Here is a 15,052-nt window from a genome sequence, read left to right on the forward strand (position 1 = left end):
CTGGCAGGTGGGCTACAGTATGAAGTGGACTCAAGTCAGGGCCGCTTGGGAGCGTATCATCGAAGGGCTTCTTCAGGAGGAAAATCTACTGGCCAAAGGAGTCCATATCGAAATCCGAAGCGATAATGGACCGCAGTTCCTGGCGGCCAAACTGCGCGAGTTCTTCTACGACAACCACCTTTGCCAGGTCTTTACCCACCCCTACACCCCGCAGGAAAATGGACACGTCGAGAGCTTTCATTCCATCCTCAGCCGGGCTACCCAAGGGGACACATTCTGGACGTTGTCGCAACTGGAGCAGCGCTTGACGATCTTCTACGAGAAGTACAACAATAGCCGGGTGCATACAGCAATCGCTATGCTGCCACCAGCGCTATTTTGGGAGGCGTGGCAGCAAAATCAGGTCGTAAGGAGCAGGGATAAGCGCGGTCGCAATATCTTTAAGCTCAAACAACCACGCTACCTGCTATCGGGGAACCTGAAGCAGGAGGCTGCATCTCGCTTAGCCGCTGCTCGGCTCGAAGCCGATGAGCGGGTAGAAAATAAGGTGAACGGGCCCGTCACCAATACACAACCGCAGCTATCGGTAACCCGAACTGTACGAAAGTCCGATTAATAAGGGGGCAAACCAGCGGCCCTACCCCATGAGTCAGGTTTACGCTTACTACGGCATCACCCGTCAGGCGCACTTCGATCAGGGCCAGCGACTGGATCATCAGGCGACGCTGCACAACGTGTACACCGGCATGATTGCGCAGGTGCGGCAGTTACACCCAGCTATGGGCCTACGGAAAATGTTCCACCACCTGCAACCCGAGGGCATTGGCCGCGATGCCTTCATCGCCCTGGGGCTCCAGGAAGGCTACCGCCTCCACGTACCGGCCAATCCTGGTCGCACTACCGTAGCCGTACGCAGTTCTCGCTACGGCAACCTATTGGTGGATGGCCGCTTTAGTACGGTTAACCAGGTGTGGGTAAGCGACCTGTTCTACTTCCCCTGGCGCGACCAGCACCTCTACGTCGTACTGATCATGGACGTGGTCTCACGCCGCATCGTGGGAGCCGCCGGGGGCAATCATATGCGGGCCGAACTGTTTACCCAGGCCTTACGCCGGGCGCTGACGTTACGGGGCATCCAAGACTACGCCCAGGGGCTGATCCATCACTCAGATCGGGGTAGCCAGTACGCCAGCGCCGTCTACACTGGGTTGCTGGAGGACCACGGCATCCGGGTGAGTATGTGCGCCACCGTGCTGGAGAACGCACACGCCGAACGGGTGAACGGCATCATCAAGAACGACTACCTGCGCCACTGGACCTTGCAGCGACCAGGCGACTTTGATGCCCTGGTGACCAAAGCTTGCGATCACTACAATGTGCGCTTCCACAGCAGCCTGAACATGGCCCCCCTGGAATACGAAGTATGGCTGCGCAGCTGCCAGCCCCAAGACCGGCCAAGTGTACACGTGTACACCGAACAGAATACGCAGATAATTAACAATACCGGGCAGCTAGACCTGTTCCCGCCTAATCATTTACTCTAATCCGTCAAGCTATATTAGGCACGGACAAACCAGCAACCAGCAACCAGCAACCAGCAACCAGCAACCAGCAAACCCCCGGACCAATCCCCGGATTCCCCCCACGCCTCCCCCGGGAAGCGGTAATTTTGCGGCCCTTCGCCAATTCCGTCCCGTTTCCGTGTTCCGTTTTATCCTTCTATGCTGCCTGTTCTTCCTGTCCGCCCCGCTGGCGGCCGGTGATGCGGTGGGGGGTGGGCTGCCGGTGTTGACGCCGCACACCACCAGCTTTTCCTAGGAGGACTACGGGGCGGGCAGTCAGAACTGGGCCGTCGCCCAGTCGCCCGACGGGGTGCTCTACGAGGCCAATTCCGGCGGGGTGTTCCGCTAAACCGGACTGAACGAACAGGGTGCTCCCGCTGCCCGGGCGGCCCACGGTGCGGGCCGTGGCCTGGTGCGGCGACCGATTGTACGTGGGAGGCTACGGGGAGTTCGGCTATTGGCTCCAAGAGTGGGGTAGGGCTGGGCGACTACGTATCCCTCTCGGCCCGGCTGCCGGCGCGGGAGCAGCAGATCTGGAACATCGAGTTCCTTGGTGAGGGGACGGTGGTCTTCCAGTCCTTCGCGCGGCGGTAGGGGGCTGCTGGAGCTGGAGGATTTGCCCGTGGAGGAGCTCGAGTCCATCCTACCGGGCGACACGACCGGAGACACCCTGCTGCTCCCCGTCACCAACCGCAAGGTGGAAAATAACGACAACCTCAAGCAGCATTTGCCCGATCTCTGAGAAAATCTTGCACATGGCGTAGTTGTGGTAACGCAGATTTCCAGGTTTTAAAGGGATTGGGAGAGAACTTTGGTGAACCAAGTGTGGGTTATATCCTGCACACTTACGAGCTTGTTTGGGTTTTGCTCTTCTGATCGAAAACGAGTCACTTTTTGGGTGGCCGAGGCGCTGAAAGTGGATCGTAGCCCAGCTACGAAGCCATTTTCAGCAACGAAGGACAGTCGAAAAGGGGCCGTTTGCAGTTCGAATGGTAAAGCCCAAACAAGCTCTTAACGCTTAGTCGATCCTTATAATATGTCGAATTCTTTACCCGCGCCCCGGTGGTGGTTAGCCTGTTTTTTCCTGTTGACGCCCCTTGCCGGACTTTTTGCCCAGGCCGGACCGGTCGGCGGTCTCGTGGCCACCGCCTACGACCACCACGTGGAACTGAACTGGGAGCAGCCGGGCAACCCCGCCGTGGAGAGCGTCCGCGTCTACGGCGCTGCGGAGGGGGGTGAGTTCGCCGTCCTGGGCACGGGCAGCCTGCAAAACCGATACATCCACTTCGTGGGGGACTTCGACGTCACCACCCGCTACTTCCTCCGCGCCATCACCCGCGACGGCCGCCTGGGCGAGCCCTCCGATACGGTGGCGGCCGCCACCTACGAGATGAGCGATTCGGCCCTGCTGGACATGGTGCAGGAGTACACCCTGCGCTACTTCTACGAATTCGGCCACCCGGTCTCCGGCATGGCCCGCGAGCGCAACACCACCAGCGTGGTGACCAGCGGCGGCACCGGCTTCGGCCTCATGGCCCTGATCGTGGGCGCCGAGCGTGGGTTCATCAGCCGGGAGCAGGCCCTGGAACGCACCAACAAGATCGTGGACTTCCTCACCACCGTACCCACCTTCAAGGGGGCCTTCTCCCACTGGATGAACGGGGCCACGGGGGCGGTGGTGCCCTTCAGTCCGCTCGACGACGGCGGCGACCTGGTGGAAACCGCCTTTTTAATCCAGGGGCTGCTCACCAGCCGGCAGTACTTCGACGGGGACAGCCCCGAGGAGGTGCGGCTGCGGGAGAACGTCAATCAGCTCTGGTCCGGCGTCAACTGGAGCTGGTACCGCAAGCAGGTAGGCAACGTGCTCTACTGGCACTGGTCGTCCAACCACGACTTCCAGATCAACCTGCCCATCCGCGGCTTCAACGAGACCCACATCGTTTACCTGCTGGGCGTGGCCGCGCCGACGCCGGCCCACCGCATCGCCCCCTCCCTCTACCACACGGGCTGGGCGGGCGGCAACTACACTACCGACGCCAGCTACTACGGCATCCCCCTGCTGGTGGGCTCGGGCAAGGGCGGTCCGCTGTTCTTCAGCCACTACAGCTACCTGGGCTTCGACCCCCGCGGCAAGCGCGACCAGTATGCCAACTACTTCGTCCGCAACACCAACCACACCCTGATCAACTACGAGCACGCCCAGGATAACCCCTACAACCGGGAGGGTTACGGGCCCGGCGTATGGGGCCTCACCGCCAGCGACGATCCGAACGGCTACCTGGCCCACGCCCCCGACAGTCCTAATCTCGACAACGGCACCATCACCCCCACCGCCGCCCTGGGCAGCATGCCCTACACCCCGGAGAAGAGCCTGACGGCCCTGAAACACATGTACCGCGAACTGGGCGACCGCACCTGGGGTCCCTACGGATTCTACGACGCCTTCAACCTGGACCAGGACTGGTACGCCGACAGCTACCTGGCCATCGACCAGGGGCCCATCATCGTCATGATCGAGAACTACCGCAGCGGACTGCTTTGGGACCTCTTCATGTCGAGCCCCGAAATCGCCCCCGCCCTCGACGCCGTGGGCTTTGAGGAGGACAGTACCACCGCCGTGGTTGCCCTGCCCGACTTCCTCGTCGACCGCCCGGTTGTGTACCCCAATCCGGCCACCGCCGACGGGGCCGCCTACCTGCAACTCTCGCTGGCCCGCCCCCAGACCGTGAGCGTGCACCTGCTGGACGTGAACGGCCGCACCCTGGAAACCCTCGCCGGCCCAACGAACCTGCCGGGCGGGCCACACAAATTCTCCCTGCACCCGCGCACGCGCCCTCCGCAGGGCTTATATTACCTGATGGTCACCGGCCGGGGCGAAAGCTTCACCCTCCCGTGGCTCATCACCCGCTAATTTTCTTTTTCGCTCTATAAATCAACACATCATGCAAAGACTTTTACTGTTTCTTCTCGGTTGTGCCACGGCCCTGGGCCTGAGCGCGCAAACCACCGTGCTGGAAAATTTCGAGGGTACCTCAATGGTCACCTGGGAAGCCATCGACGGCACCTACAACGGCGTCGTGGAAAACCCCGAGGATACCACGGGCATCAACCCCAGCGAAAACGTGGGCTCCTATACCAAGGCCGACGACCGAGCCTTCAGTCTCTTCGTGGGCACCTTCGACGCCCCCCTCGACCTGAGCACCAACAACCGCTTCAGCATCCAGATCTACGCCGGCGCGGCCACCAGCTTCATCCTTAAACTGGAAGGCCCCGAAGGGAACGCGGAAATAAAGAAAAACATCCCCACGGCCAACGTCTGGCGGACCTACACCTTCGACTTCAGCGGTTCGTCCGACCTGGAGCCGACCCGCGCCATCCTCTTCTTCGACGACGGAGTGGAGGACAGCGGCGACACCTACCTCTTCGACAACTTCACGGTGAGCCCTGCCGGACCGTGCGCGGGTACCGTGATGGACCCGACGATCATCGACGATTTCGAGTGCCAGCGTAACGCCAGCTACGGCGTACCGGGCTTCAACGATATTATGGTCATCGTCAACCCCGACAAGAGCGGCATCAACACCAGCGACAGCGTGGGGCAGTACACCGACCAAGCCGGTGCCTTCCACGCCCTGGTGATCGACTACGACGACGCCATCGACCTGTCGGTCAACAACCTGGTCTGCATGAAAGTATGGGCCCCGGTAGCGGGGGAGATCCTCTTTAAACTGGAGGGGGGCAGCTCACCGAACAAGGAAGTGCGGGTCATGGTCTCCGAGACGGAAACGTGGACGGAGGTCTGCGCAAACTTCAGCGACCAGTCCAACGCCAACCACAAGAAACTCGTGCTCTTCCTCAACGTCGGCGTAGACGACGCCGAGGGCGACATCTACTACATCGACGACATCACCATCACCCCCGCCCCGGCGGCCGAAGCCATTGAGGACTTCGAGGACGGCGCCAAACTGACCTGGACGGCCGGCGGCAACAACGGCACCTTCAACGGCGCCATCGAAAACCCCGACACCGAGGGCAACAGCAGCGCCACCGTAGGCTCCTACACCCGAGGCCCAGCCCCCTTCGCCACCCTGAACGCCATGCTGCCCAGCGGCCTGGACCTGAGCGGCAACCCCCAGCTCAACCTGGACGTGTGGGCCCCCGACGACAACACCGTGGTGACCATGCAGCTCTTCAGCCCCACCGAGGGCCGCAAGAGCACCGACGCCACCGCCGCCACCGGGCAGAGCTGGCAGACGCTGAGCTTCAACTTTGAGGAGTTCGCCGACGTCACCGACTTCGAGAGCATCTCCCTGATCTTCGCCCCGAATACCACGGGCACCGGCACCTACTATTTCGACAACCTGACCCAGGGCGAGAGCACCGTGGACGCCTGCGCCGACGTGGAGACCGACCCCCGCATCCTGGATGACTTCGAGTGCCAGCGCAACGCCAACTACTCCGTCGGCGGCGAATGGATATCGGTGATCAACAACCCCGACGGCGGCAACGACTCGCCCAACAAAAGCACCAAGGTGGGTGCCTTCGACGACCAGCCCGGTGCCTTTAACGCACTGGCGATCGACTTCGACGGTGCCATCGACCTGAGCCTGAACAACCAGCTGAAGGTCGACATCTGGGCCCCGGTCGACGGACAGATCCTCTTCAAGCTCGAAGGCGGCAGCGCTGCGGCCGCGGAGATCTTCCAGGATATCCCCTCCACCGAGGAGTGGAACACCTACACCGTTGACCTGAGCCCCTACGAAGACATGGGCTACACCCGCTTGGTCCTGTTCTTCGGAGCCGGAGGCGACAACGCCGCGGTCAATACCTACTACTTCGACAACCTGCGGCTGACGCGTTCCCCCTACGTCAACAGCTGTATCACCACCTTCGAGACGGAAGACTTCACCCTCGTCGGCTGGCGCTACTTCGCCAACGGAGACTTTGAAGGCAACGACTTCATCATCTCCGAGAACCCCGACCAGAGCGGCATCAACACCAGCGAAACCGTGGGCACCTTCGAAGAGGCCCCCAACGGTGAGACCTTCGCCGGCATGTTCGCCGACCTCGACGCTCCCCTGGTGCTCTCCAGCGGGCAGAAGATGATCACCATGAAGATGTGGATGCCGGTAGCCGGCTCCGTGGTCTTCAAGCTCGAACAGGGCATCGATGGTGCTCCGGGCAGCGGCGACGTGGTGGCCGACTACACCACCCCCGGCGAGTGGCAGGAACTCACCTTCGACATGAGCGCCCTGCCCGACGGGGCCAGCTACAACCGCATCACCCTGATCCCGAACAACACCGCAGTGCCGGAAGCCGCCCAGACCCACTACTTCGACGACATCGCCGTAGGCAGTGGCGATTGCGCCAACACCACCGGCATCTTCACGCCGGTCCGGCTGGACGCGCTGCGCGTATACCCCAACCCGATCACCAACCAGTTGACGGTCGAAAACCCCAACGGTGCCGTCCGTTTCACCCTCACCAACATGCTCGGCCAGCCCGTCAAGCAGCTCGTAGTCGAGGGGGCGCGTACGCAGGTGCAATGGCCGCTGGCCGATCTGCCGGCCGCCACCTACGTACTGACCGCACACGACCGCAGCGGACTGCCCCTGGCCCGCAGCATCGTGGTCAAGCGCTAATTGACCCCACAGAACCTCCGGAGGGCCCGCCCTCCGGAGGTTTTTAAACATAGAAACATGAGACTTTTACCGCTGGCCCTGCTGTTGATGCTCGCCGCCTGCCAGACCCCCACTGCCGGCAACGAAGGGGGCGCCGCCGATTCGGCCGAAGCCCAGCGCGCCTTCAGCGTGGACGAGCTGCAGCGCCGGACCTTCCACTACTTCTGGGAAACGGCCCTGCCCGACAATTACCAGATCCCCGACCGCTGGCCCACGGAGCGCTTCAGCAGCATTGCGGCTACCGGATTCGGGCTGACAGCCTACCTGGTGGGCGTGGAACGCGGATACGTGACGCGCGCCGCCGCGGCCGAACGCACCCGACTGACGCTGGAGAAACTCTGGTCGCTGCCCCAGGGCCCCGCCGCCAGTGGCGTAGCCGGCTACAAGGGACTGTTCTACCACTTCCTGAACAACGACGACGCCCTGCGCTACGGCGACGTGGAGCTGTCGACCATCGATACCGGCCTGCTGATAGCGGGCATCCTCTCCGCCCAGAGCTACTTCGACGGCAACAACCCCGACGAGCGCCGCATCCGCGAGCTGGCCGACAGCCTCTACCGCCGCGTGGAGTGGGACTGGAGCCTCAACGAACAGGGCCGCATGAGCATGGGCTGGCGCCCCGACCGCGGATTCATCCCCGCCGAATGGAAAGGCTATAACGAAGCCATGATCCTGCTCGTCCTGGCCATGGGCAGCCCCACCCACCCCCTGCCCGACGACGCCTGGGAACGCTGGTCGGAAGGCTACGAATGGGCCGAATTCAAGGGCTACGACCACCTCAACTTCAGCCCCCTCTTCGGCCACCAGTACAGCCAGATGTACATAGACTTCCGCGGCATCCAGGACGCGTACATGCGAGAGCACGACAGCGACTACTTCGAAAACAGCCGCAAGGGCACCCTGAGCAACCGCGCCTACTGCATCGACAACCCCGACAACTTCGTCGGCTACGGCCCCAACCAGTGGGGACTGACGGCCTGCGACGGACCCGCCGGACTGGACACCCTCGTGGACGGCCGCCCGGTAAAGTTCTACACCTACCGCGCCCGCGGTGCCTCGGCCGACCACGTCATCGACGACGGCACCATCGCGCCCACCGCCGCCGGGGGCTCGGTGCCCTTCGCCCCCGAGGAGTGCCTGGCCGCCCTGGAGCACATGTGGACCACCCAGTACGACAGTCTGGTGGGCCAGTACGGTTTCAAGGACGCCTTCAACCTGACCTACACCTTCGGCGAAGGCAACGCCGGCGGCTGGTACGACACCGACTACCTGGGCATCGACCAGGGACCCATCCTGATCCAGATCGAGAACCACCGCTCGGAGCTGGTGTGGAAGCTGATGAAAAAGAACCCCTATATCCGCCGCGGGCTCGAACGCGCCGGCTTCACCGGCGGCTGGCTGGAGGGATAAGGATAACCCCGAACAACAACGTATTATGAAAAAGATAATTTACTCCCTGTTCACCCTGCTCTGGTGCGCCGCGGCCGTGGCCCAGACGACCGTCAGCGGCGTCGTCACCGGCGGGACGGAGCCCCTGATCGGGGTGAGCGTGCAGGTGGCCGGTACCACCACCGGTACGATCACCGACCTCGACGGCCGGTACGAACTCACCGTGCCCGCGGGCAGCGATACCCTTTCGTTCTCCTACATCGGCTTCACCCCCCGCCTGGTGGCCATCCAGGGCCGGTCGACCATCGACGTGAACCTGAGCGAAGCCAGCGAGGTGCTGCAGCAGGTGGTGGTCATCGGCTACGGCATCCAGCAGAAGGACGACCTCACCGGCGCGGTCAGCGTGGTGGAATCCGAGCAGCTCACCGACATCCCCACGCAGTCGCTCGGGCAGTCGCTGCAGGGCAAGGTATCCGGACTGCAGATCATCCCCGGCTCCGGGGCACCGGGGGCCGACGCGGTCTTCCGCATCCGCGGGGTGGGTACCCTCAACGACGCCAACCCGCTCTTCGTGGTGGACGGGATGATCCTGAACGACATTTCCTTCCTCAACCCCCAGGACGTGCAGAGCGTCTCGGTGCTCAAGGACGCCTCGGCCACCGCCATCTACGGCGCGCGGGGGGCCAACGGCGTCATCATCATCAGCACCAAGCAGGGCGGCGGTGAGGGCAGCATCAACGTCAGCGCCTACACGGGCACCCAGGAAGTGGTGCGCACCATCGACCTGCTCAACGCCACCGAGTACGCCACCCTCATCAATGAGGCCGACGTGAACGAGGGCCGCCAGCCCCGCTTCGCCAACCCCGAGCAGTACGGGGAGGGCACCGACTGGCAGGACGTCATCTTCCAGCGGGCGCCGATCTACAACGCCCAGCTTTCCTTCATGGGGGGCGGCGACCGCTCTACCTTCAACCTGAGCGCCAACTACTACCGTCAGGAGGGCATCATTCGGGGTTCGGCCTACGACCGCTTCACCACCCGCCTCAACAACAGCCGGCAAGTGACCGACTGGCTCAACGTGGCCGGCAACCTCAGTCTGGGCTACAACACCTCCGACAACATCAGCACCGGCAACATCCTGCTGACTGCCCTGCGCGCCGACCCCATCACCGTACCGCAAGACGAGGACGGCAACTTCGGCGACGCCAGCGCCATCGGCAATACCGGCAACCCCCTGGCCTCCATCTTCTACAGCAACGACCGGAGCCAGACCTACCGCGCGGTGGGCAATGCCTACGCCGACGTCACCTTCCTGGAGGACTTCACCTTCCGCACCAACTTCGGCCTGGACTTCAACTACGACCGCAACCGCAACTTCGTGCCCGCCTTCCGCGTCAGCGCCAGCCAGCAGAACGAGGAGAGCGACATCAGCGTCTTCAACGCCTACCGCCGCAACTGGCTGTGGGAGAACACCCTGAGCTACGCCAACAACTTCGGCGTGCACCACCTCGACGGGGTGGTGGGCCTCACCTACCAGGACAACTTCGGGGAGTTCATCCAGGGGAGCCGCGAGCGCCTGGTGGGCAGCGACCCCTCCTTCTACTACCTCAACTCCGGCGACGTCACCACCGCTTCCAACTCCGGCGGCGTATCCGGCGGCGACTGGGGACTGGTGAGCTACCTCGGCCGCCTCAACTACGTATTCGACGGCCGCTACCTGGTCACCGTATCGGGCCGCGTGGACGGCTCCAGCCGCTTCGGCGCCAACAACCAGTACGGCTTCTTCCCCTCGGTGGGCCTGGGCTGGAACGTCAGCCAGGAAGAATTCTGGAACGCCGACGGCATTATCAGCCGCCTGAAGCTGCGCGCCAGCTGGGGGCAGACCGGCAACGACCGCATCGGAGATTACCAGTACGTGCCCAGCGTAGCCAACGGACTGGGGGCCGTCTTCGGCAACAACCCCGTCTTGCTGCCCGGAGCGAGCCTGACGAGCCTGGCCAATCCCGACCTGCGGTGGGAGGAAACCACCCAGACCGACGTCGGCCTCGAGGTGGGCTTCTTCAACAACCAACTGCTGTTTGAGGCTGACCTGTACCGTAAGGTGACCAGCGGCATCCTCTTCCGGGCGCCGATCCCGGATTACATCGGGGCCGATCCGGCCGTCCGCAACGTAGCCGAGGTGCTGAACCGGGGCCTCGACCTCTCGGCCAGTTGGCGCGCCGGCACGGGCGCTCTCCGCTACAGCCTGGGCGGCAACGCCAGTTTCGTACACAACGAAGTGCTGCGCCTTGACGGGAACACCGAGAACTTCTTTGGCGGCGGACTCGGCGTCGGCGGACAACTTGGCACCAACTCCCGCGTGGGCTTTGCCGCCGGTTCCTTCTACGGCTACGAACTCGACGGCGTCTTCCAGAGTGAAGAGGAGCTGAACCAGTTCGCCCAGCTCGGCAACCAGCAAGTCGGCGACCTGCGCTTCCGCGACCAAAACGGAGACGGGGTGATCACGGCCGCGGAAGACCGCGTAGTGCTCGGCTCGGCCATCCCGGACATGATACTGGGCATCAACGGCTCGGTGGCCTATTCCGGACTGGAGCTCAGTTTCGACCTGACCGGACAGTTCGGCAACGAGGTCATCAACGCCAAACAGATGGCCCGCTTCGGCGCCTACAACTACGAGGACCGCTTCCTCGACCGCTTTACCGGGCCGGGCAGCAGCCTGACCGATCCCCGGATCACCATCGCCGGGCAGAACTTTGAAACCCTCTCCTCCCGTTACGTAGAGGACGGCTCCTACCTCCGCCTGCGCAACGTCACCCTGGCCTACCGCTTCGCCACTGACCTCACGGACCGGCTGCGGATGCAGTCGCTGCGCGTGTACGTGAGCGGCACCAACCTGGTGACCTCGCAGGAATACAGCGGCTACAACCCCGAGATCTACAACGGCTCCGTCTTCGACAACGGGATTGACCGCGGAACCATCTACCCCATCGCCCGGACGCTGACCGCCGGCCTCGACATCACCTTCTAAGGACCCTAGCTATGCAAACCATGAAAACGATCATCACCTCTCTCTGCCTCGCGCTGCTGCTGGCTTCCTGTACCGACGTGCTGGACCGTACGCCCCAGGGCGAATACACGCTGGATAACTTCTTCCAAACCGAGGAACAGGCGGTGCAGTCGGTCAACGCCGTCTACAACCAGCTGCGGTCGTGGGAGACCCACGTCTTCAGCTTCATCGGCATGACCGATATCGTGAGCGACGACTCCGACAAGGGCAGCTTCACCTCCGACGGCTTCTTCCTGGAAGAAATCGACCAGTTCACCTACACCCCCACCAACGTGGCCCCGGCCAGCGTGTGGAGCGGCTACTACACCGGCATCTTCCGGGCCAACCTGGCCATCGAGAACCTGCCGGAAGTACCGGAAATTGACGAGCAACTGCGGACGCGGCTGCTGGGCGAGGCGCGATTCCTGCGGGCCTATTTCTACTTCAACCTCGTGCGGTGGTTCGGCGACGTGCCCCTGCTGCTCGATCCCTTCCCGACGGACTTCGCCATCGCCCGCGCCCCGAAAGCTGAGGTGTACGCCCTCATCGAATCCGACCTCCAGGCGGCCATCGAGGCCCTGCCCGCGAGCTACGGCGGGGCGGACGTCGGACGTGCCACCAGCGGCGCCGCCCGCGCCATGCTGGCCAAGGTGGCCCTGACGCGCGGCAACTTCCAGCAGGCGGCCGACCTGTCGCTGGCCGTCATCAACAGCGGCCGCTACGCCCTCTACCCCACCTTCGCCGGCATCTTCACGATGGACGGGGAGAACAGCAGCGAAAGCGTCTTTGAGGTACAGGCGGCCGCCTTCGAGATCGGCGGCGGCGGTACCCAGTACAACGAAGTGCAGGGCGTGCGCGGGGTGCCCAACCTCGGCTGGGGCTTCAACCGGCCCAGCGACGACCTCATCGCCGCCTTCGAGCCCGGCGACCCCCGCCGCGACGCCACCATCCTCTACGTCGGTGAGGTGCTGCCCGACGGCTCCGGCATCGTGGAGGGCGACCCCAACATCGTGGGTGAGCGCTTCAACCAGAAGGCCTACGTAAGCGACCACCCCGGCGGCAACGGCAACGGCCCCGGCAACATCCGGGTGCTGCGCTACGCCGACGTGCTGCTCATCGCCGCCGAAGCCCTCAACGAGATCGGCCGGCCGGAGGAAGCCCTGACCTACCTCAACATGGTGCGCGCCCGCGCCCGCGGCACCTCCTCGAGTGTACTGCCCGACGTGACCACCACGAACCAGGCGGAACTCCGCGAGGCTATCTGGCACGAGCGCCGCGTGGAACTGGCCCTGGAACAGCACCGCTGGTTCGACCTCGTGCGCACCGACCGCTCCTTCGAGGTGATGAAGCCCCTGCGGCCCAGCTTCACCCAGAACAAAAACGAGCTCTTCCCCATCCCCCAGACGGAGATTGACCTCAGTGAAGGCGCCCTGGTGCAGAATCCCGGCTACAACTAGTCCTGCCCCACACCGCCATCCCCGGAGCGGGAGCGCAAACAATGGATTGCGCTCCCGCTTCTTTTTTATGGCTGACTGCTTACCTTGGCAGGATGCAACGTCGATCCTTCTCCGCGCCCCTGCTGGCGCTCTGCTTCCTCCTGCTGGCCACCGCTTCCCTGGAGGCCCAGCAATTCAAGGCCCTGCTGGTCACCGAGACCGCCGGCTGGCACCATCCTTCCATCACCGCCGGTATTCCCGCCCTCCAGGCCCTGGCCCGACGGCACGAGTTCCAGCTCGACCGCCAGCAGCAGGCCATCCCGCTGAGCGACAAGGCGCTGGAGAACTACGACGTGGTGATCTTCCTGAGCACCACCGGCGACATCTTCACCGACGAGGAGCAGGCTGCCTTCGAGCGGTTCATCCAATCGGGCAAGGGCTACGTGGGCATCCACGCGGCCTCCGACACGGAGTACGAATGGCCCTGGTACACCCGCCTGGTGGGCCATATGTTCAAGATCCACCCCCGCAACCAGACCGCCATGCTTGAGGTCGTCGACCCCGACTTCCCCGGCCTCGAGCGCTGGCCCGAGCGCATGCTGTGGACCGACGAGTGGTACGATTTCCAGGAGGCCACCGTGGAGGACCTCAACTACATCCTGACGGTGGATGAGTCGACCTACGACGCCAAGGTGAAGTGGGGAGAGAACGCCAGCGAGGGCATGGGTGATTTCCATCCCCTGGCCTGGTACCACGAGTACGACGGCGGCCGCGCCTTCTACACCGCTCTGGGCCACATCGACGATACCTACCAGGACGACTTCTTCCTCCAGCACCTCTACGGCGGCATCTACTGGGCCGCTACCGGGCACGGGTTGAAGACCAAAAAGTAGGCGGGGACGCGGGTGCCGGATCCGGCGGTCAATCGCCAAGCATCCGGAAGGCCTGGATGCCCGCCAGCAGCACGAATACCGACCCCACGATGAGGTGGAAGTGGCGGGTCACGTAGTGGGCGTGAGCATCGATCCACCTGGCCCCCCAGGCATAGCCGGACAGCATGGCCATGGCACCCGCGCCCGCGCCCAGCACGAAGGCGGTTTTGGACCAGACGGCGGGGTCCAGGATTCCGTCAGACATCAGCCAGCTGCCGATCGCGAAGTAGTAGGGAATGGCCAGGAAATTGACCAGGGCAACGCTGACCCCCTCGGCGTAGGGGCTGTCCACATGGCTCTCCTCCCGCTGCTCCTCGATGCTCTTTTCGCTGTGCTGCTCGCGGTACCACTTAAAGAAAAAATAGGCGGCCAGGAAGACCAGCACCGGGATGGCCCACCAACTCAGCAACTCGATGATGTCGGGGTTCTGCCGCAGATAGTTGGCCCCAATGAGGGCAATGGCCGCCTGCACGGTGAATACGGTAGTGATGCCCGCAGCGAAGCGCACCCCAGCCCAACGGCCCGCCTCCAGGCTGCAGGTGGCCACCGACATATTGAGCATGCCCGGCAGCAGTACCGCCCCGACGGGGGAGGCAAAGCCCAGTAATAAAGCAGTCAGGTATTCCAAAAGCGGCGAAGTTCGGTTTGGCTACCAAACTGCCCGCGGCCGATTTGGTTGGTGGGTCCGCCGGGAGATACACGGTTTGTCCCCTACAAACCACCGCGCCCCGTCTGAGCCGTGCCGTCGGGCCTGTGGCCCGCCGTATCCACCGTGAGCCGGCCGGTGCCTCCACACGCCGTGTGGAAGCGGGTTAAACACCCCCAAAGCTCTACGGTCATCCTCCAGGACCTCGGAGCGTCGCCCTAACCACCGCGCCACGTCCGAGCCGGGCCGTCGGGCCTGTGGCCCGTCGTATCCTCCCCAACCCGCGGCAAAGCTCTAAGACTTGGATTCGACTGCCCAATAGACATCGCCAACGCAGTTCAACGTGACAAGAATTGACGG

10 protein-coding genes are annotated in these 15,052 nt (G+C 63.5%); 9 read left to right on the top strand and 1 reads right to left on the bottom strand.

Translation table 11 applies throughout. The annotated features are described in order from the left end of the window. The 9 genes from E4021_RS13885 to E4021_RS13925 form a co-directional block, all read left to right on the top strand. Positions 1–616: integrase core domain-containing protein (locus E4021_RS13885; protein ID WP_211097026.1), on the top strand; the 616-nt coding region annotated here is incomplete at its 5' end. 28 nt (positions 617–644) lie between these two features. After that, positions 645–1,544: a DDE-type integrase/transposase/recombinase gene (locus tag E4021_RS13890; RefSeq protein WP_136459975.1), complete on the top strand. Its 900-nt coding sequence runs from the start codon at positions 645–647 to the stop codon at positions 1,542–1,544. A 571-nt stretch (positions 1,545–2,115) separates the two neighbouring features. Then, positions 2,116–2,304: a hypothetical protein gene (locus E4021_RS13895; protein WP_136459976.1), complete on the top strand. Its 189-nt coding sequence runs from the start codon at positions 2,116–2,118 to the stop codon at positions 2,302–2,304. Positions 2,305–2,598: 294 nt separating this feature from the next. After that, complete coding sequence (locus E4021_RS13900; RefSeq protein ID WP_136459977.1) at positions 2,599–4,473, top strand: glucoamylase family protein; 1,875 nt, start codon at positions 2,599–2,601, stop codon at positions 4,471–4,473. A 31-nt stretch (positions 4,474–4,504) separates the two neighbouring features. Then, on the top strand, positions 4,505–7,204 hold the full coding sequence (locus E4021_RS13905) for a T9SS type A sorting domain-containing protein (RefSeq protein WP_136459978.1): 2,700 nt from the start codon (positions 4,505–4,507) through the stop codon (positions 7,202–7,204). A 57-nt stretch (positions 7,205–7,261) separates the two neighbouring features. Further along, the gene (locus tag E4021_RS13910; RefSeq protein WP_136459979.1) at positions 7,262–8,653 is read left to right on the top strand and encodes a glucoamylase family protein; all 1,392 of its coding nucleotides are present in this window, start codon (positions 7,262–7,264) and stop codon (positions 8,651–8,653) included. A gap of 25 nt (positions 8,654–8,678) precedes the next feature. Further along, the gene (locus E4021_RS13915) at positions 8,679–11,660 is read left to right on the top strand and encodes a SusC/RagA family TonB-linked outer membrane protein (RefSeq protein WP_136459980.1); all 2,982 of its coding nucleotides are present in this window, start codon (positions 8,679–8,681) and stop codon (positions 11,658–11,660) included. A gap of 11 nt (positions 11,661–11,671) precedes the next feature. Then, positions 11,672–13,135 carry a RagB/SusD family nutrient uptake outer membrane protein gene (locus E4021_RS13920; protein WP_136459981.1) on the top strand — a complete coding sequence of 488 codons (1,464 nt, stop codon included), beginning with the start codon at positions 11,672–11,674 and terminating at the stop codon, positions 13,133–13,135. 92 nt (positions 13,136–13,227) lie between these two features. Further along, the gene (locus E4021_RS13925) at positions 13,228–14,007 is read left to right on the top strand and encodes a ThuA domain-containing protein (RefSeq protein WP_136459982.1); all 780 of its coding nucleotides are present in this window, start codon (positions 13,228–13,230) and stop codon (positions 14,005–14,007) included. 28 nt (positions 14,008–14,035) lie between these two features. On the opposite strand, the gene E4021_RS13930 is transcribed toward E4021_RS13925, so the two are convergent. Next, positions 14,036–14,674, bottom strand: a complete 639-nt coding sequence (locus tag E4021_RS13930) for a LysE family translocator (RefSeq protein ID WP_136459983.1) — start codon at positions 14,672–14,674, stop codon at positions 14,036–14,038. Positions 14,675–15,052: the final 378 nt, after the last annotated feature.

Source organism: Neolewinella litorea, from assembly GCF_004803465.1.
Taxonomy (GTDB): Bacteria; Bacteroidota; Bacteroidia; order Chitinophagales; family Saprospiraceae; genus Neolewinella; species Neolewinella litorea.

Coding starts and splice junctions, on each gene's coding strand:
- E4021_RS13890 (WP_136459975.1), top strand. CDS start 645: ATGAGTCAGGTTTACGCTTACTACGGCATCACCCGTCAGGCGCACTTC.
- E4021_RS13900 (WP_136459977.1), top strand. CDS start 2,599: ATGTCGAATTCTTTACCCGCGCCCCGGTGGTGGTTAGCCTGTTTTTTC.
- E4021_RS13905 (WP_136459978.1), top strand. CDS start 4,505: ATGCAAAGACTTTTACTGTTTCTTCTCGGTTGTGCCACGGCCCTGGGC.
- E4021_RS13910 (WP_136459979.1), top strand. CDS start 7,262: ATGAGACTTTTACCGCTGGCCCTGCTGTTGATGCTCGCCGCCTGCCAG.
- E4021_RS13915 (WP_136459980.1), top strand. CDS start 8,679: ATGAAAAAGATAATTTACTCCCTGTTCACCCTGCTCTGGTGCGCCGCG.
- E4021_RS13920 (WP_136459981.1), top strand. CDS start 11,672: ATGCAAACCATGAAAACGATCATCACCTCTCTCTGCCTCGCGCTGCTG.
- E4021_RS13925 (WP_136459982.1), top strand. CDS start 13,228: ATGCAACGTCGATCCTTCTCCGCGCCCCTGCTGGCGCTCTGCTTCCTC.